Source organism: Roseinatronobacter thiooxidans (assembly GCF_001870675.1).
Taxonomy (GTDB): Bacteria; Pseudomonadota; Alphaproteobacteria; order Rhodobacterales; family Rhodobacteraceae; genus Roseinatronobacter; species Roseinatronobacter thiooxidans.
Genome location: NZ_MEHT01000007.1, coordinates 130,403 through 147,638 on the forward strand (window position 1 = coordinate 130,403; position 17,236 = coordinate 147,638).

Below are 17,236 nucleotides of genomic sequence, written 5' to 3' on the forward strand. Positions count from 1 at the left end.
CGTCCCTTCCTCAGCGCATTTCGTTGCGCGCTTGGCGGATGTTCCAGATCATCACCGGCAGCACCAGCAGCATGATCACGAAAGCCACAGCAGTGGCGCGCCCGTCATCGCGGAACATGTAGGTCATCATGTAGCTGGGCAGGATATGCGTGCCGAAATTGCCCCCTGTCATGGTGTAGACGATGTCGAACACCTTCAGCACCAGAATGGTGATGGTCGTCCAGACCACGACAATCGTGCCCATGATCTGCGGCACCTTGATTTTGAAAAACACCTGAAACGCATTTGCGCCATCGATAATCGCGGCCTCGATTGTTTCTTCGGGGATGCCGCGCAGCGCGGCCGACAGGATGACCATGGCAAAGCCTGTCTGAATCCAGACCAGAATGAACATGAGGAAAAAATTGTTCCAGAACCGCACTTGCAGCGGGTCCAGCACTGTCAGCCCCATGGAATCGCGGATCGAGTTGATGATGCCGATATCGGGGTTGGCGGAATAGACGAATTTCCAGATCAGCGACGCGCCGACAAAGGAAATCGCCATCGGCATGAAGATCAGCGATTTGGCGATATTGCCCCAGCTTAGCCGGTCTGTCAGTTGCGCGACCAGCAGCCCCAGAAACGTGGCCATTGCTGGCACGAACAGCACCCAGAGCAGGTTGTTCATAACAGCGGTGCGAAAAGTGCCTTCGCCAAACAGGTCGATGTAATTGCCCAAACCAATGAAATTCGCGCCCGAGCGGTCAAATAACGAGCGCCAGAATGACCCCACCACCGGATAGGCCAGATACAGCCCCAGCGCGAACATGGCGGGAAACAGAAACAGCCAAGGGCGCACCTGATTGGCGCGGTTAATGTTGCGCCCTGTATTTGGCCCTTTGGCCGGGAAGATCACCTTGTCCAGAAGCATGTTCGAGAAGTAAAAATACCCCACGCAGCCCCCGACACCGATGATGATGGTCAACATCCCCTGAAAAACTGGTGACATCTCTCCCCTCCCTTTGGGTCGATTGCACAGGCGCGGCAGCTTTGACCGCGCGTATTTGGATTGAAAGATTTGGTGCGTTCAAATGGGCAGGGCCGCAGACACGGCCCTGCCCTTTGTGACGGTGTCGCCTTAGCGCATGGCGTCCCAGCGGTCCTGGATCATATTGGCCACGCTTTCCGCATCGCCTTGGGTGGTGAAATCCACCATGCCTGTCCAGAATGCGCCCGCGCCAATTTCGCCCGGCATCAGGTCGGATGCATCAAAGCGGAAGGTTGTTGCAGCCAGCAGGATTTCATTCATCGCGCGCAGGGCGTCGGATGAGAAGACATCCAGATTGACGCCGGAATGCGGTGTCAGGAAGCCCGATTGCGCCATCCAGACTTCATGTGCGATGGGTGTCTTGAAAAACTCGATCAGGCCGCGCGCGGCAGGGCTGTCATTGGTGATGGCGAACAAAGTGCCCGCGCCCAGAACCGGATCACCCAAACCCGCCTCGCTTGATGAGGGGAAATAGAAGAAGTCGTAATCCGCGCCAAATTCAGACCCTTCAGGGAAGAAGGTGGGAATGAAGGACGCCTGCTTGTGCATGTAGCAGCTTGGCGGAATTTGGAACAGGCCAGCGGGGCTGTCGCGGAAATCGGTGGTTGCTGCCGCCTCGGGGCCGCCCTGCGCCCAACCTTCGGTGCGCACAAACTCGCCGTAAGCTTCGATCGCTTGAATCACTTCGGGCGAATTGAAGGGCAATTCATTGGTCACCCACTGGTCATAGATTTCGGGCGCATGCAGGCGCAGCATCATATCCTCGACCCAGTCGGTGGCAGGCCAGCCGGTTGCGGCCCCTGACCCCAGACCAATGCACCACGGCGTGCCGCCATCTTCGACGATCTGCGCTGACAGCGCCTTGAGGTCTTCCAGCGATTGCGGAATCTCGTAGCCCATTTCGTCAAACTGCTCTGGGCTGTACCAGATCAGCGATTTCACATCGACCTTGTAGAAAAAGCCGAACATTTCAGACTCGCCCGCAGCATTGGCGAAGCTGCCAAGGTCCACCCATGACTGGCCGGCGGCGTAGTTTTCAACCATCCAATCCGCGGTTTCCTGCCCCAATGGCGCAAGCGCGCCGCGCGCGGCCATATCTGCCGCAAGGCCCGGCTGGGGGAAAACCGCCAGATTGGGTGCGGAATTGGCCTGAATGGCGATGACGATGTCCTGCTCGAAACTGTCAGAGCCGGAATAGCGGACATCGGCCCCAGTGGCGGCCGCAAAATAGGCCAGCATATTGGTGACCATCTGCCCGTCAGCGCCGGTCCATGGGCCGGTGATGGTCAGTGTTTCGCCCGAAAAATCATGGTCCCCAGAAAATGCCTCAAAACTGTCCCAGTTGAAGCCATCGGTGCCCGGTTCAATAATCAAATCCTGCGCATGCGCCGCTGACGCAAACAGGGCAAGCGTTGCAACGCCTGCATAAAGTTTCGATTTCATGTCATCCTCCCAAGGTTGACTTGTTGTTTTGCACAATTCTTACGCTTGCGCTGATCACCATCCCAGCAGTTTGGAATCGCTTTTCCAAAGCGCTTTGGATTTCGGCACGTTGGCGGAAGCAAATCTCTCTGTCAAATGATTTTCTTGAAAACTGCTGGTATTTGTTGGCCTTTTCGCAGGTGCAGAAAATTGTTCATTCGAGATACCCCCTTTTCAGCAGATGATTTTTCCGTAGAGTGAGGGCAGGATTCAACACGGTTTGGCTAAAACATGGGCGTTACACTAAAGCAGCTTGCGGCATCGCTTGGCTTGTCGCCAACCACGGTCAGCCGCGCGCTGAATGGCTTTCCCGAGGTTAACGCCACCACGCGCGCGCGGGTGCGTGACGCGGCACTCAAGGCCAATTACCACCCCAACACCCGCGCCAAAAGTCTGGCCACAGGGCGCGCGCAGGCGATTGGCCATGTGATTCCCGTCTCGACCAGCCATGAGATTGTGAACCCGATCTTTGCCGATTTCATCGCGGGCGCGGGTGAGGTGTATTCGCGGTCCGGCTATGAGATGATCTTGCGCGTCGTGGCCGATGCCGATGAGGCCAGCGCCTATGGCAATCTGATCGCGCGCGGCGCGGTTGACGGGGTCATGGTGCATGGCCCGCGCGTGCATGACCCGCGTGTGGACCTGCTGGCGGGGCTGAAAATTCCGTTCCTGATTCACGGGCGCACCAGCAATGTGAATGCGCCCTATTCATGGTTGGATATAAACAACCACCGATCTTTCCACCGCGCGACGCAATTTCTGCTGGATTTCGGCCATCGCCGGATTGCGCTGATCAACGGGTTGGAAGACATGGATTTTGCCAGCCGCCGCCGCAACGGCTATCTGGAAGCCTTGGCCAGTGCGGGCATTGCCCCCGACCCGCTGCTGATGCGCCAAGCCGAGATGACCGAACCTTACGGCTACCGCGCGGCGCAGGAAATGATGCAACTGCCCGACCCGCCCACGGCCTATCTTGCCTCCTCCATGATCGTGGCCTACGGGCTGCGGCGCGGGTTTTCCGATCTTGGCCTGAAACTTGGGCGCGATGTGTCGGTTGTTACCCATGATGACGAATTGTCCTATCTGCCCAATGACGGAGATGTGCCCATGTTCACTGCGACGCAATCCTCGGTGCGCGAAGCGGGGCGCCGCGCGGCGAGAATGCTGCTGCAACTGGTGACAGACCCGGATTGCGGCCCTTTAAGCGAGTTGATGGAAACCTCGTTGGTGCTGGGGGCCTCGACCGGGCCAGCGGCACGATGAGCGGGTTTGACTTCTCTCGCGCCGATTTCCCTGCGGATTTCCTGTTCGGTACAGCCACCTCTTCCTACCAGATAGAGGGGCATGGCTTTGGCAATGCAGGGCGCACCCATTGGGATGATTTCGCCGCCACCCCCGGCAATGTGGTGCGCGCCGAAAACGGGGCGCGCGCTTGCGACCACTACACCCAGTGGCCGCAGGATCTGGACCTGATCGCGGATGCGGGGCTTGATATTTACCGCTTTTCCACCTCTTGGGCGCGCGTGCTGCCCGAGGGGCGCGGGGCCGTGAATACCGAAGGGCTGGATTTCTATGACCGGCTGGTGGACGGGATGCTTGCGCGCGGGCTGAAACCTGCGCTGACGCTGTATCATTGGGAACTGCCCTCGGCCCTGGCAGATCTGGGGGGCTGGCGCAACCGCGATATTGCCGGTTGGTTCGCGGATTATACGCAGGTGCTGTGCGACCGCATTGGCGACCGCATCTGGTCTGCCGCCCCGATAAACGAGCCGTGGTGCGTGGGCTGGCTGTCGCATTTTCTGGGCCAGCACGCGCCCGGCCTGCGCGACATTCGCGCCACGGCGCGCGCGATGCACCATATCGGGCTGGCGCATGGCCGTGCCATTCAGGTGATGCGCGGGTTGAACATGCCCAATCTGGGGGCCGTGTGCAATTTTGAATATGCCCTGCCCCTGACAGACAGCGCGCCGGACCGCGCCGCCGCCGCGCTTTATGATGGCATCTATAACCGCTGGTTTCTGGGCGCGATGTTCAAAGGGGAATACCCCAAGGATGTGCTGGAAGGGTTGGGGCCGCATATGCCGCAGGGCTGGCGCGATGATATGGACCTGATCCGCCAGCCGCTGGATTGGCTGGGGCTGAATTACTACACCTGCAAGCGCATCGCCCATGCGCCGGGTGCATGGCCCCACCTGTCGGAACATGTGGGCGATCTGCCGCAAACCCAGATGGGTTGGGAAATCTGCCCCGAAGGGCTGCATCATTTCCTGCGTTTCGCGCGGGACAATTACACAGGCGATCTGCCGCTCTATGTCACCGAAAATGGCATGGCCAATCCCGACACGCCCGATGCACCGGACACCGCGCGCATTGACTATCTGAACCGCCACATGGCCGAGGCACGCCGCGCCATAGCCGAAGGGGTGCCGCTGAAGGGCTACATTATCTGGTCCTTGATGGATAATTACGAATGGGCACTGGGCTATGAGAAGCGCTTTGGCCTTGTCCATGTGGATTTTGAAACCTTGCAGCGCCGTCCGAAAGCGTCGTATCACGCGCTGCGCGCCGCCTTGGCGCGGAATTGAACGAGGTTTCTGATGACAGAGCGTGACAGCCCGGTTCTGGTGGCCGATGTTGGCGGCACGAATACCCGTGTGGCACTGGCGCGGGGGCGGGCATTGGTCGCCGCCTCGACCGAGCGGTTCAGGAATGCCGAATTTTCAGGGCTGGATGCTGTGCTAGAGGCGTTTCTGGAACGCCACCGCACGCGCCCCGCGCGCGCCGCCATCGCCCTTGCAGGCCGCGTGCAGGGCACGCAGGCGGAAATGACCAATCTGGGCTGGCAGGTGGATGCAGCCAGCTTGGCGCAGGCGACAGGGATTGCGCAAATCGCGTTGTTGAATGACTTGCAAGCACAGGGCCATGCGCTGGCCCATCTGCCCCAGTCGCATTTGCGCCGCCTGCGCACGGGCATGCCCGAACAGGGGCCAAAGCTGGTGATCGGGCTGGGTACAGGGGTGAATGCAGCGCCGGTCTATGCGGCGGGCGCGGGCCATATCGTGCCCCCTGCCGAAGCGGGGCATATCCATCTGCCGCTGCGCGGGTCAGTGGATTACCGGCTGGCCGACTGGCTGGTGGCGCGGCGCGGTTTTGCCTCGGTCGAGGATGTGCTGGCAGGCTCGGGGCTGGAGCGGCTTTATGCCTTTCACGCGGCAGAGGCAAAATCCGGCCGCACCCTGAATGCCGAAGAGATTATGGCGGCACTGGCGGCGGGCGATGCGCTGGCGCAAGCCACGGGGCGGCATTATGTGCGGCTGCTGGCGCAGGTCACGGCTGATCTGGCGCTGATCACGCTGCCCTCGGGGGGGATTTATTACATCGGGGGTGTCGCGCGGGCCTTCGCCCCGTGGCTGGAACGGTTCGGGTTCGAGGCGGCCTTTACCGATATGGGCCGCTTCTCGGACCTTGTGGCGCGCTTTCCGGTTGCGATTGTCGAAGATGACTATGCCGCGCTGTCGGGCTGTGCGGCATATCTGGAGGCGCATTAATCGCGCAGCGGCATGCGCTGGCCAATCGCATTCAGCCCAAAGCCCAGCACCGCAAACCCCGCCACCAATCCGGCCATGTTCAGCGCCACAACGCCAAGCCCCAGCTGGCCGATATCCAGAAACGGATAAGGGTACCACCCTGTCACCGCGCCGCGTATCATGGCATAGACCGCATAGCCCGCAGGCCATAGCAACCACCATAGCGGCTGGCCGCCGCGCGGGGTCTGGCGCGTTGTCTCGCGCAGCCAGAACCACAGCATGATGGCCGGAAAGATCGTGTGAAACGCCTGATCTGTCCACCAGCGCAGGCCGGTGAAATGGAACAGATGTGCCAGCAGGGCATGATAGACCACGCCCACCGCGATCATGGACATGGTGACCATCGTCATCCAGCCGAAAGACAGGCGCCGCCCTGTGACGGCGATGGTCAGCATGGTGGCCGCCATCAGCGCATTGGTCAGAATCGTGAAGAACCCCGCCAAGCCCCAGAGCGTCTGGCCCAGCCCCCAGCCGCGCTGGTCAAGGTTCAGCGCCACTTGCGTCAGCAGCGCCAGCACGCCCAGGCCGCCAATCAGGCCAGCCGTTATGCGGTATTTCGGGTCCATGCCCACCCCTATGATGATTCGCTGCCGCCACCCTATTTCAGCGCGGCCCTGTGGGAAAACACTTGCCGCGATGCGGCCAACACGGCACATCACATTTATGGAATGGCGCGATGAAGGCATATTGCTGGCCATGCGGCCGCATGGCGAAGCAACCGCCATAATCGAGGTATTTTCCGCGGTGCATGGGCGGCATGCCGGTGTGGTGCATGGCGGCGCATCGCGCAAGATGGCCCCCATATTGCAGCCCGGTGCGCAGCTGGATCTGGCATGGCGCGCGCGGCTGGAAGAACATATGGGCAGTTTCACCGTGGAATTGATCCGCGCGCGGGCCGCATTGGTCCTGAGTGACAGGCTGGCGCTTGCGGGGTTAAGCGCCATTTGCGCGCTGTGCCGCTATGCGCTGCCGGAACGTCAGGCCTCTGCGACATTATACGCGGCCACGGTCGCGCTGATGGACAGGCTTGGCCAGCCCGGCTGGTTGCGCGACTATGCGCTGTGGGAATTGACCCTGCTGGAGGAAACCGGATTCGGGCTGGATTTGCAGCAATGCGCCGTGACAGGCACGAATGACGGGCTGGCCTATGTCTCGCCGCGTACAGGGCGGGCTGTGACCGCATCGGCGGCAGGAGAGTTTGCGCCGCGCCTGTTGCCCCTGCCAGCGGGGCTGGTGTCTGATGCGGTGCTGGATGCCACATCGGTGCGGCAAGCCTTGCATCTGAGCGGCTATTTCCTGCACCACTGGCTGGCAGATGCGATGGGCCGCCCCCTGCCCGAAGCCCGCGCGCGGCTGGTGTCGCAACTGGGGTAGTGTTTGGCCTTGCGGGCGGGTTCGGGCTGCGTGACGGGTTGCCCGGACGTCACAAGATGCCGCCATGTGTGAGACAGGTCAGTTTTGCGGGATTTTTCAGCCAGAGCGGCACTGGGTGCCAAGCCGCGTAGCGTCGGGCCGCGGTGCGGCGATGCGCGCTGTGGGCTATAGCACTTTATGCTGGCCAAATCCGCGAAAGATCAGAGCTTTGCGCGTAGCCAAGCCAAATCGCCGTGCCGTGGGTGCGGCCCTTTGAGGCGCGGCGGGCCTGCGGCCCTCGATTCCGCGCTTGGTATGCCCTCGAAGCTGTCATAACGGAGCTTTTCTCGCGTGGCGCATATGAGATTGACAGCGATATGTGGCCTGTTTGTGCGCATCAAAGCTGCCGTTATTGCGCCGCGCGGTCCAGAAATTCGACCAGCGCCTGCCGGTCAGCGGAATCGCCAATGCGCTGTTCGGGCATGCGGGATCCGGGCGTATAGGCTTCAGGCCCATATTCAAACAATTCCGCCACTGTGCGCTTGGTCCAGACAATGTCCAAGTCGCGCAGGGCGGACGAATAGTCATAGCCGGTTTGTGACGCAATGGGCGTGCCGAATATGCCATGCAGGCTGGGGCCTGCGCGCCTGTGGTCGTCAGGGCTTAGCGAATGGCACACAGCGCAGGATTGCCAGATTTCGGCACCGCGACTGTCATCGGTATATTCCTGTGCCACTTCGGCAGGCGCGCCCCCGAGCGCGCGGCCATCGGCCAGCGACCAGCGCCGGATTGCGCCGTCATTTCCCGAAGTGAAGACCTGCTGCCCATCCAGCGCCAGCGCCCAGACAGGCCCCTGTGCCGCGGCGAACATCTGGCGCTGCGACAGGTCTGCCCCTGTCAGCAGCCAGACTGTTCCATCTATCGCCCCTGCGGCGACATCGGCATTTGTGGCGGCCAAGGCGACAAGCGGGCGGTCGGTCAGGAAGCGTTCCGGCAGCAAGTCACCCATATCCGAGAACAGACGCAGCGCCCCGTCGGCAAAGATAACCGCAATCCGCCCCTGGGTGATGGCCAGCCCGTTGGGCAGATCAGGCAGGTCGATGCGGGCTTGCAATTCCATGTTGCGGCCCCAGCGCGCAAGGCGCAGATCGCCCCCCACTGTGACCAGATCGCCAGAGGGCAAAAAGCCCAGCCCTGTCACGCGGTCGCTATGGGCGGTCTGCTCTGTCAGCTCAGCGCGGCCAAGCTCCAACACCTGAACACGCCCGTCCCAGAACCCTGCCGCGATGAAGGCCCCATCATCCGACACAGCGAGCGAGGCAACCGCAGAGATGCCTGCATCCGTGGCAAAGACAGGCGCGCGGCCCTCTTCGTTCCAGATGGCGATGCGCCCGTCCTGCCCTGCGGTGGCGAATTGCCCCTGCTCCAGCAGGGCAACTGCGGTGACATTGCCCTCATGAAAGCGGGTGATGTTGCGGGCGGTGGCGTTGTCCCTGTCCCACAGGATGGCGCGTGTATCGAACCCGCCCGAAAGCAGCACATCCGCGCCCAGATCAAGCGCGCCCACTGGCCCGCCATGCCCGATCATGTCCTGCCCTTTGGCGGGCAGGACACAGGCCAGGGCTGCGGCCAATGACAGGGCGGCAAGACGCATTGCGCGGATCAGTTGCCGATCAGGTTAGAGCCGGGCCTGTCCACCCGCGCGCCTTCGGTTGTAAAGGCCGCGTGCGAGGGCTGCTGAAAGCCGCTGTCCAGAAAAGTGGCGGCCCCGAAGGCCATGATTACAGCAAAGATAACGGCAGCAAGAAAAGCTTTCATGGTGGTACTCCAGTTTAGGTGTGCACAGGCCGTTTGGCGCGTGCTTCGGGTTTCAGCCCGTCCATCATGGCGCGGGCAATCTGTTGGTAAATCTGGCCCAGCGGCCCATCAGGGTCGCGGGCGGTGATGGGTTGGCCGGCATCGGACGCGGCGCGCAGCGCCATCGTCAGGGGCACGCCGCCCAGATAGGGCACTTTCAGGCGCGCGGCCTCTGCCGCAGCGCCACCCTGGCCGAAAATGGCGTGGGAATTGCCGCAATCGGGGCAGATGAAATGGGACATATTCTCGATTATGCCAAGGATCGGCACATCAACCTTGCGAAACATCGCAATGCCGCGCCGCGCGTCGATCAGCGACAGGTCTTGCGGCGTCGAGACGATGACGGCCCCCGCCAGTTTCGTGCCCTGCGCCAGCGCAAGCTGCGCATCCCCCGTGCCGGGCGGCATATCGACCAGCAGCACATCCAGCTTGCCCCATTCCACATCGGACATCATCTGGGTGATGGCGGACATGACCATCGGGCCGCGCCAGACCATGGCGGTTTCAGGTTCAACCAGCAGGCCCATGGACATGGCACTTAAGCCATAGGCCTGCATCGGCTTCAACTTGCGCCCGGCCCCCATGGCGGGCTTGCCATGCAGGCCCAGCAATGTGGGCAGCGAGGGGCCGTAAATATCGGCATCCAATATGCCCACAGACAGGCCCTGCGCGCGCAAGGCCAGCGCCAGATTGACAGTGGTGGTTGATTTGCCCACCCCCCCCTTGCCAGAGGCCACCGCGATGACATGCCCAATACCTGCAAGCGGGTCAGCCTTGGCGGGTTTGGCGGGCTTGATCTGTGGCGGGGTGTCGCGTTCCGAGGTTAGCACGGCAAACACCGATGTCACCGATGGCAAAGCGCGCAATTTCGCTTCGGCCGCGTCGCGGATTGGGGCGAAGGCCTGCGCCTCGTCTGCGGTGATCTGGATTGACAGGCTGACGCGCCCCTGCGCCACATTCAGCCCCGACACGCGGCCAGAGGCCGCAAGCCCCGTGCCGTTCGGCAACAGGACAGTGTCAAGGGTGGCGCGAATCTCGTCTTCCATAAGCCCTGTCATTTCCCGTTATCGTCTGTGTTCCGAAGATCAGGGTAAAAAAGCCCGGCCCCATTGCTGGCGCCGGGCGTTAGGTCACAACCCTCCTCCCGGCGTTACTCCGCCGGTGTCGTGACCTGTGTCGTGTTGCGCTTTTGCGTGGCTTTCACCTCTTCCACCCATAGCGAGTGGTGCTCTTTGGCCCAATTCTCGTCCACTTCGCCAGAGCCCATCGCGTCAAACGCGCCTTCCATCCCGACAGAGCCGATATAGATATGGGCGATCACGATGGCCGAAAGTGCAGCCGCGATCAGCGCATGGATGATCTGGTAGAACTGCCAATCCGCAGCGGTGCCTGCTTCGGCAGGGAACAACAGCATGATGCCCGTATAAGACAGCCCTGCCCCACCGATCACCACAGTCCAGAAGATAACCTTCTGGCCCGCGTTGAACTTGCGCGCGGGGGGGTGAACACCTTTTTTCAACAAGCCGCCGCCCTGCTTGATCCACTCCATATCCACCTTGTCGGGGATGTTGTGGATGATCCATAGCAGCACGATCATGACCAGCGCCGCCATGAACGGCCATGCCAGATAGTTATGCGCAATCTTGCCCCATGCGGACAGGGTGCCAAAGGCGCTTTCCCCAAAGAGGGGCAGGATCACCGATTTGCCGATGATCAGGTTCAGACCTGTCAGCGCCAGAATGATGAAGGTTGAAGCCAGTGTCCAATGCGCGAAGCGTTCGATCGAGTTGAACCGCAGGATGGTGCGGCCAGACAGGCCACTATCAACCCGGATTTTGCCACGGATCACATAGAACAGCGTCAAAAGCGCGATCATGCCCACCACGGCCACAATCGACAATGTGTGCAGCGTGCTGCCCTGCAACACGGCCCAGGCCTTGTTGTCGGGTTTGATCAGCACACCGGCTTCGCGGTCTGGAATGGTGGTCCGGCCAGAGAGAACGGTATTCTCTCCGCCCAATGCCTGAAACATGGCATCTTCATTGACCGAGCTTTGTGTCGGGTTCACTTGCGCCTGTGCCACAGGTGCCACCAGCCCGAAGGCCAGCACCACTGACAGGGCCGCAAGCAGTTTTGAGAGATAGGTCATCTTGCGCCCCTTCTTATACTGTTACCGTGTCGCCATAGGCCGTGCGCCAACCCCAGGCACCCGAGCCGTAGCCGCGTGTAACCACGCGTTCACGGTAGATATCGGCGATGATATCGCCATCACCGGCCAACAGCGCCTTGGTCGAACACATTTCGGCACATAGCGGCAGTTTGCCTTCGGCCAGACGGTTCGCGCCATATTTGACGTATTCCGCCTGAGACATGTCCGGCTCTGGCCCGCCAGAACAATAGGTGCATTTGTCCATTTTGCCGCGCGTGCCGAAGTTGGCGGTTTGCGGATATTGGGGGGCACCAAAGGGGCAGGCATAGCTGCAATAGCCGCAGCCGATGCAGGTGTCCTTGTTGTGCAGAACCACACCGTCATCGGTGGTGTAGAAGCACGACACAGGACACACACTGGCGCAAGGCGCGTCAGTGCAATGCATGCAGGCCATGGAGACCGAACGTTCACCCGGCAGACCATCATTGATGGTTACCACGCGACGACGGTTAATGCCCCAAGGCACTTCATGTTCGTTTTTACAGGCCGTTACACAGGCTTGGCATTCAATGCAGCGGTCTGCGTCACACAGGAATTTCATCCGTGCCATTTTCTTAATCCTCCCTTACGCCGCTGCGATCTGGCAAAGCGTAACCTTGCCTTCATGCATGCCCGTTACCGGGTCATAGCCATATGTGGTGATGACGTTGACAGATTCGCCCAGAACAATCGGGTCCGTGCCTGCGGGGTAGTTGCCCCGCTGGTCTTCGCCCTGGAACCACCCTGCAAAGTGGAATGGCATGAAGGCCAGACCCTTGTTCACACGTTCGGTGACCAGCGCCTTGACGCGCGCTTTCGATCCGCCCTCTGGCCCTGTCACCCAGACCCAGCCACCATCGACGATGCCGCGTGTGCGGGCGTCTTCGGGGTTGATCTCGACAAACATGTCCTGCTTGAGTTCGGCCAGCCACGGGTTCGAGCGGGTTTCTTCGCCGCCGCCCTCATACTCGACCAACCGGCCAGAGGTGAGGATGATCGGGAAATCCGTCGCAACGCCACGATCCACGACGTCTTGCTGCACCACTTTGCCGATATTGGGCATGCGCTGCTGTCTGCGGTCATCGTTGGTCGGGTGGGCTGCCACCAGATCAGGACGCGAGGAATAGATCGGTTCGCGGTGTACCGGAATCGGGTCTGGCAGGTTCCACGCAACTGCGCGGGCCTTGCCGTTGCCGTAAGGCACACAGCCATGCTGCAACGCAACGCGCTGAATTCCGCCCGACAGGTCTAGTGACCAGCTGACAGACCCCATATTCTCGCCACCGATCGACGCGATGACAGAGCGTTCCCGCGCTGTCAGGTCCGCATCCCAGCCCAGTTCTTCAAGCAAGGCATAGGTGAATTCGGGGTAGCCGTCCTGAATTTCCGAGCCTCTGGGCCAGCTGCCTTCGGCCAGCAGGGTTTCGCCATCCCGCTCCAGCCCGAAGCGCGGACGGAACGCGCCGCCCCCTTCCATCGGATGAAGGTTGGTGTTGTAGAGGATATGCGTGCCGGGATGGCGCAGCTCTGGTGTGCCCCAGCAGGGCCAAGGCAGACCGTAGTAATCGCCCTGAATCTCTTCAGGTGCATCGGGTTTGGCGCGCAGCGTGATCAGATCGAAATGCTGCTGGTTCGCCATATGCGCTTTCAGGCGCTCTGGCGACTGCCCAGTATAGCCAGTGGACCAGCCCCCGCGATTGATCTCGCGCAGGATGGATTCGGGCGTGGGTTCCATGCCGAACTTGCCCTGCACCATCTCATAGGGTTTGAACATTTCATCGGCAAAGCCCAGACGCTGCGACAGCGCATAGATTACCGCATAGTCATTGTCCGATTCAAAGATCGGATCGACGACCTTCTCGCCCCACTGGATCGAGCGGTTGGACGATGTGCGCGAGCCGGAACATTCAAACTGCGTGCAGATTGGCAGCAGATAGGTGTTGTCGGTACGCGAATGCAGTGCTGCAAAGGTTGTCGGGTGCGGGTCGGCTACAACCAGCAGGTCCAGTGCGTTCATGCCGCGCTGTGCGTCCTGCATCCGTGGTACAGTGTTGCCGCCATGGCCGAACACGATCATCGCTTTGATGTTGTCGCGCTGGTCCACTTCCTCGGCATCGATTGTCACCGCATCGAACCAGCGGGTCGAGGTGATCCCCGGCACTTCCATGTTCTGCTCTGCCGTGCGGCCATCGCGGCCACCTTTTGCAGGAACAACGTCAAACCGGCTGACGAAATATTCGTAAGGCACATCCCAAACGCGGCTCCAGTGCCGCCAAGCGCCTGCGCCCAAGCCGTAGTAACAAGGCAGGTTGCCCACATCGAGGCCGAAATCTGTTGCACCCTGCACGTTGCAATGGCCCCGGAAGATATTGGCGCCATTGCCTTCGCCGCCCACATTGCCTGTGGCCAGCAGCAGAATGTTATAGGCCCGCACATTGGCTGTGCCGACAGTGTGCTGCGTGCCGCCCATACACCAGATAAAGGTCGAGGGACGTTCTTTGGCGAATTGCTCGGCCACGCGCTTGAGGGTTTCACCATCAACCCCTGTGATGTTTTCCACCACATCCGGCGTGTAATCTTTCACGACCTCGCGCACCTGATCCATTCCATAGACGCGCTGCGACAGGTATTCGGTATCTTCCCAGCCATTCTCGAAGATATGGTACAGCATTCCGTGAATGACAGCGATATCGGTGCCGGGGCGGAAGCGGACATATTCTGTTGCATGCGCTGCGGTGCGGGTGAAACGCGGGTCCAGCACGATAACATTTGCGCGCTGCGTTTCCTTGCCTTCAAGGACATGCTGCAACGAGACGGGATGCGCCTCTGCCGCGTTGGAGCCCATGAAGATCACGGTTTTGGCGTTGCGAATATCGTTATAGCTGTTGGTCTGCGCGCCATAGCCCCAAGTATTCGCCACACCGGCCACAGTGGTCGAGTGGCAGATACGCGCCTGATGGTCCACGTTGTTGGTGCCCCAGAAGGCCGCGAATTTGCGGAACAGATATGCCCCTTCATTCGAGAATTTGGCCGACCCCAGCAGATAGACCGAATCCGCGCCCGAATTGGTGCGAATCTCGCCCATTTTCTCGGCAATCTCGTCCAGCGCCTGATCCCAGGAGATGCGCTGCCATTCGCCGCCCACCTTCTTCATCGGGTATTTGATGCGACGGTCGCCATGCACCAATTCGCGCACCGATGCGCCCTTTGCGCAATGCGTGCCGCGGTTGATCGGGCTGTGATAAGCAGGTTCCTGACCCACCCACACACCATTTTGCACTTCGGCAATAACCGAGCAGCCCACCGAACAATGGGTGCACATGTTTTTCTTGATCTCGATGGGCTGGCTGTTGTCGGTAAAGCCAGCAGCCTCTACCCGGCGGGTCATGCCTGCGCCAAGGGTCGAGAGTGCGGCCAAGCCGCCCACTGTCAGACCGGATGCGCGCAGAAAGCTGCGGCGATCCAGTGGTTTTGCGGCCATGCCAGCGGCCATTTGCGACAGGCGGCCACTCGATGCCGCCTCACGGGTTCTGCGTTTGACCAGCATCAGTTGTCCCCCCGAGGATAGTAGCGGTTGGTGCGGTAGAAGTTTTCAACTTGTTCCGTCACATGATAGCGCGCGCGGGTGCGCTCATCCCCGGTTTGTTGGGCAAAACTGGGGCGCGCGCCGCCAACAGTCAGCGCCGCAGCAGACGCGGCCCCTGTTGCCGCAACACCGAAAAAGGCGCGGCGGCTGATCGGATTTCTTTTATCCTGTGCCATGGAACCCTCCCATCTGGCTGGATTTGGCAGCGTGACACCACCTTATCCCGGCTGAAGTTCTTGCTTTTGATCAAGCCGCGAGCGTGAAGGCCCGCGACTCGATATCGGTAAGTAGACGGCCAATCTCGGCCAAGGGACGATAGAAGCGCGCACTGGGCGCAACTGCGAGATCGTCAAAGAATTGCCCCGCCCAAGGGGCGATATGGCGGGCGAAAAACGCGCCCTGCCCTGCAACATCACTCTCTATCTGACCGGCAGCCATGTCGGCCATGACCTCCAGCAACAGTGCGATGTGATCTTCAGGCTCGAACCGGCCTTCGGCACGCGCCACACCGATTTGCGCCAGATCGGCGCGCAACACGGCCAAGGGACGCTCGTTCAGAAAGCCTGTCAGGTAGAAACTGGCATAAGGCAGCAACTCGCCCCGCCCGACACCGACAAACAGCTCGAAATACTCGCGCTCGACCACCGCCGCGTCTGCATTCGCAGCCGCAGCCGCAAGCGCCGCAAAGGCCTGACCCAGCGCGGTCTGGTCGCCTTCCAGTTGTGCAATCGCGTCCAGCAGGGCCTGATCGGGCGCGGACATCAGCAAACGCGCCAAGAAGCGATATTGCTCGCTTCTGGCTGCATCAACCGCAGTGATTGCTGACCCACGGGTGGGCTGGCTATCTGTCATGTGCTTTAGTTCCTGTTCGCGCTTGTCGCAGTGATATACAACAGTATGCAAAGTGTAACCCCAGCAAGCCACCCTGTCCAGACAGGATAACAGTTTTTTGGTGCAGCGCGGTTACTTCTTTAGTTTAATCCGGCAGGGCAGAGCCGTGCCGCCTGCGCAGGGGCGCTTCCTCGATATCTGACTGATTTACTTGACTTATATCTGTCGCGGCAGAGGGTGGCTCTTTGCCCTCTGGCAGGTCATTTTCGGGGGGGTTTGCATGCTCTGGCGGGGTCTGCTGCGCTGCAATATCGCCAGGTGGCTGTGGCGGTAGCGGCGCCGATTCCGCGTCTTCTTTCGGGGCCATACCAGATGCTGCATCGCCGCGTGGCTGTGTCAGCTCGCGCAGCATTTGCGCCGCTTTCTCGACGCTTGGTCCCACCCCGTCACCGGGCACGCCGCCGGGTGTGTTCCAGTCCCACGCATAGTCCACCGCCGGGTCGGCATGGTCGCGGATAGACGGGGTCAGCAACCATTTCTTGCGCAATGCTGCATTTCGCATAGCGTGTGGGACGCCTTTTTGCAAAAAAGGGCGAATGTCTGTCTCGATTGAGAACATGTCGAGAGTGGGCAATTTGGCAAGCTCTTCATCGCTGAGCGATTCGACCGCGTCTGGCGCGGCATCCGGCGGGGCGGGTTCCGGCGCTGGCCCCTCCGGCTCTGCCGTGCTGACGCGCTTGCGCTTGGACCAGCGGCTGAAAAAGCTGTCATCTTCGGGGGGCTGTGCCATGGCTTACCTCTTGCGGGGGGTGTTAACCCATTTGTCTTCGGTCTGGAGAATGCGCGGCGCGCGTGCGGTCATGGCATTGGGGTCCGCAGGCAGGCGCTTGCGCTTTTTGAACGGCATCTCGACATGATGCGCATCAATGAAATCGGCCACGCGCGCGCGGATCACCTCGGGCATGGGCACGGCTTCGACCAACAGATCAAGGTCCGAGGCGTAGCCTTCCCCCTCATACGGGTCGGCGGTGACATTCACAATCTCGGCGCTTTTCGGGTCCTGGCCGCGCAGGGCGACCCAGATTGACGGGTGCTGCGCATGCAGGTTGTCGCGGTGATGGCTGGTATCGCCCGAATACAAAACCAGATCGCGGCCACCCAGATACCAAGTCTCGACCCCGTCTTCGCTGCGCAGCAAAGTATGTGCCGCTGCATCGGGTTCTTGCGGCAACACGGCTATGGGCCGCAATTCACCACTGCCCCAGCGCGTGACAGGCGGGCGGCGAATCGCAAGAACCGAAATGCGCAAGGTTTCCTGTGGCATG

At 60.8% G+C, this 17,236-nt stretch carries 17 protein-coding genes; 4 read left to right on the forward strand and 13 right to left on the reverse strand.

Going from position 1 to position 17,236, the window contains the following annotated elements:
- Positions 1-10: 10 nt before the first annotated feature.
- Positions 11-988, reverse strand: a complete 978-nt coding sequence (locus tag BG455_RS03790) for a carbohydrate ABC transporter permease (RefSeq protein ID WP_071468633.1) — start codon at positions 986-988, stop codon at positions 11-13.
- A gap of 129 nt (positions 989-1,117) precedes the next feature.
- Positions 1,118-2,470: an ABC transporter substrate-binding protein gene (locus BG455_RS03795; protein WP_071468634.1), complete on the reverse strand. Its 1,353-nt coding sequence runs from the start codon at positions 2,468-2,470 to the stop codon at positions 1,118-1,120.
- A gap of 270 nt (positions 2,471-2,740) precedes the next feature.
- On the opposite strand from BG455_RS03795, the gene BG455_RS03805 reads away from it, so the two are divergent.
- From BG455_RS03805 to BG455_RS03815, 3 genes are read left to right on the forward strand one after another with little or no spacing between them, the layout of a single operon-like run.
- Positions 2,741-3,772, forward strand: coding sequence for a substrate-binding domain-containing protein (locus BG455_RS03805; protein ID WP_071468636.1), 1,032 nt, complete (start codon positions 2,741-2,743; stop codon positions 3,770-3,772).
- Positions 3,769-5,094, forward strand: coding sequence for a GH1 family beta-glucosidase (locus BG455_RS03810; protein ID WP_071468637.1), 1,326 nt, complete (start codon positions 3,769-3,771; stop codon positions 5,092-5,094). The genes BG455_RS03805 and BG455_RS03810 overlap by 4 nt, the downstream gene beginning before the upstream one ends.
- A gap of 12 nt (positions 5,095-5,106) precedes the next feature.
- Positions 5,107-6,057, forward strand: a complete 951-nt coding sequence (locus BG455_RS03815; RefSeq protein ID WP_071468638.1) for a glucokinase — start codon at positions 5,107-5,109, stop codon at positions 6,055-6,057.
- Here the strand turns inward: BG455_RS03815 and BG455_RS03820 are convergent.
- Positions 6,054-6,662 carry a Pr6Pr family membrane protein gene (locus BG455_RS03820; protein ID WP_071468639.1) on the reverse strand — a complete coding sequence of 203 codons (609 nt, stop codon included), beginning with the start codon at positions 6,660-6,662 and terminating at the stop codon, positions 6,054-6,056. The genes BG455_RS03815 and BG455_RS03820 overlap by 4 nt on opposite strands.
- A gap of 97 nt (positions 6,663-6,759) precedes the next feature.
- Between BG455_RS03820 and recO the strand changes: the two genes are divergently transcribed.
- A complete protein-coding gene (recO, locus tag BG455_RS03825) occupies positions 6,760-7,470 on the forward strand; it encodes a DNA repair protein RecO (protein ID WP_071468760.1) in 711 nt (236 codons plus the stop codon).
- A 388-nt stretch (positions 7,471-7,858) separates the two neighbouring features.
- Here the strand turns inward: recO and BG455_RS03830 are convergent, their stop codons facing one another.
- The 10 genes from BG455_RS03830 to BG455_RS03870 all read right to left on the reverse strand — a co-directional run bounded on the left by BG455_RS03830 (position 7,859) and on the right by BG455_RS03870 (position 17,235).
- Complete coding sequence (locus BG455_RS03830) at positions 7,859-9,103, reverse strand: c-type cytochrome (protein ID WP_071468640.1); 1,245 nt, start codon at positions 9,101-9,103, stop codon at positions 7,859-7,861.
- A gap of 8 nt (positions 9,104-9,111) precedes the next feature.
- A complete protein-coding gene (locus BG455_RS17245; RefSeq protein WP_170124712.1) occupies positions 9,112-9,267 on the reverse strand; it encodes a hypothetical protein in 156 nt (51 codons plus the stop codon).
- 14 nt (positions 9,268-9,281) lie between these two features.
- Positions 9,282-10,352, reverse strand: a complete 1,071-nt coding sequence (locus BG455_RS03835) for an Mrp/NBP35 family ATP-binding protein (RefSeq protein ID WP_211307044.1) — start codon at positions 10,350-10,352, stop codon at positions 9,282-9,284.
- A 104-nt stretch (positions 10,353-10,456) separates the two neighbouring features.
- Positions 10,457-11,455 carry a formate dehydrogenase subunit gamma gene (locus BG455_RS03840; RefSeq protein WP_071468642.1) on the reverse strand — a complete coding sequence of 333 codons (999 nt, stop codon included), beginning with the start codon at positions 11,453-11,455 and terminating at the stop codon, positions 10,457-10,459.
- Between the two features lie 13 nt (positions 11,456-11,468).
- A complete protein-coding gene (fdh3B, locus tag BG455_RS03845) occupies positions 11,469-12,065 on the reverse strand; it encodes a formate dehydrogenase FDH3 subunit beta (protein ID WP_071468643.1) in 597 nt (198 codons plus the stop codon).
- Between the two features lie 15 nt (positions 12,066-12,080).
- Positions 12,081-15,038, reverse strand: a complete 2,958-nt coding sequence (locus tag BG455_RS03850) for a formate dehydrogenase subunit alpha (protein WP_425438714.1) — start codon at positions 15,036-15,038, stop codon at positions 12,081-12,083.
- A 2-nt stretch (positions 15,039-15,040) separates the two neighbouring features.
- Entirely contained in the window at positions 15,041-15,256 is a 216-nt protein-coding gene (locus tag BG455_RS03855; RefSeq protein ID WP_071468645.1) for a hypothetical protein, read from the reverse strand.
- Positions 15,257-15,326: 70 nt separating this feature from the next.
- On the reverse strand, positions 15,327-15,932 hold the full coding sequence (locus BG455_RS03860; protein WP_211307043.1) for a TorD/DmsD family molecular chaperone: 606 nt from the start codon (positions 15,930-15,932) through the stop codon (positions 15,327-15,329).
- 124 nt (positions 15,933-16,056) lie between these two features.
- On the reverse strand, positions 16,057-16,701 hold the full coding sequence (locus BG455_RS03865; protein WP_071468646.1) for a DUF3306 domain-containing protein: 645 nt from the start codon (positions 16,699-16,701) through the stop codon (positions 16,057-16,059).
- Positions 16,702-16,704: 3 nt separating this feature from the next.
- Positions 16,705-17,235: a DUF3305 domain-containing protein gene (locus tag BG455_RS03870; protein WP_071468647.1), complete on the reverse strand. Its 531-nt coding sequence runs from the start codon at positions 17,233-17,235 to the stop codon at positions 16,705-16,707.
- Between the last annotated feature and the right edge of the window lies 1 nt (position 17,236).

Excerpts from the sequence above, each read along its gene's own strand:
- BG455_RS03870 (WP_071468647.1), bottom strand. The coding sequence starts at position 17,235 with ATGCCACAGGAAACCTTGCGCATTTCGGTTCTTGCGATTCGCCGCCCG.
- BG455_RS03830 (WP_071468640.1), bottom strand. The coding sequence starts at position 9,103 with ATGCGTCTTGCCGCCCTGTCATTGGCCGCAGCCCTGGCCTGTGTCCTG.
- BG455_RS03840 (WP_071468642.1), bottom strand. The coding sequence starts at position 11,455 with ATGACCTATCTCTCAAAACTGCTTGCGGCCCTGTCAGTGGTGCTGGCC.
- recO (WP_071468760.1), top strand. The coding sequence starts at position 6,760 with ATGGAATGGCGCGATGAAGGCATATTGCTGGCCATGCGGCCGCATGGC.
- BG455_RS03815 (WP_071468638.1), top strand. The coding sequence starts at position 5,107 with ATGACAGAGCGTGACAGCCCGGTTCTGGTGGCCGATGTTGGCGGCACG.
- BG455_RS03860 (WP_211307043.1), bottom strand. The coding sequence starts at position 15,932 with ATGACAGATAGCCAGCCCACCCGTGGGTCAGCAATCACTGCGGTTGAT.
- BG455_RS03805 (WP_071468636.1), top strand. The coding sequence starts at position 2,741 with ATGGGCGTTACACTAAAGCAGCTTGCGGCATCGCTTGGCTTGTCGCCA.
- BG455_RS03855 (WP_071468645.1), bottom strand. The coding sequence starts at position 15,256 with ATGGCACAGGATAAAAGAAATCCGATCAGCCGCCGCGCCTTTTTCGGT.
- BG455_RS03820 (WP_071468639.1), bottom strand. The coding sequence starts at position 6,662 with ATGGACCCGAAATACCGCATAACGGCTGGCCTGATTGGCGGCCTGGGC.
- BG455_RS03810 (WP_071468637.1), top strand. The coding sequence starts at position 3,769 with ATGAGCGGGTTTGACTTCTCTCGCGCCGATTTCCCTGCGGATTTCCTG.
- fdh3B (WP_071468643.1), bottom strand. The coding sequence starts at position 12,065 with ATGGCACGGATGAAATTCCTGTGTGACGCAGACCGCTGCATTGAATGC.
- BG455_RS17245 (WP_170124712.1), bottom strand. The coding sequence starts at position 9,267 with ATGAAAGCTTTTCTTGCTGCCGTTATCTTTGCTGTAATCATGGCCTTC.
- BG455_RS03835 (WP_211307044.1), bottom strand. The coding sequence starts at position 10,352 with ATGGAAGACGAGATTCGCGCCACCCTTGACACTGTCCTGTTGCCGAAC.
- BG455_RS03790 (WP_071468633.1), bottom strand. The coding sequence starts at position 988 with ATGTCACCAGTTTTTCAGGGGATGTTGACCATCATCATCGGTGTCGGG.
- BG455_RS03865 (WP_071468646.1), bottom strand. The coding sequence starts at position 16,701 with ATGGCACAGCCCCCCGAAGATGACAGCTTTTTCAGCCGCTGGTCCAAG.
- BG455_RS03795 (WP_071468634.1), bottom strand. The coding sequence starts at position 2,470 with ATGAAATCGAAACTTTATGCAGGCGTTGCAACGCTTGCCCTGTTTGCG.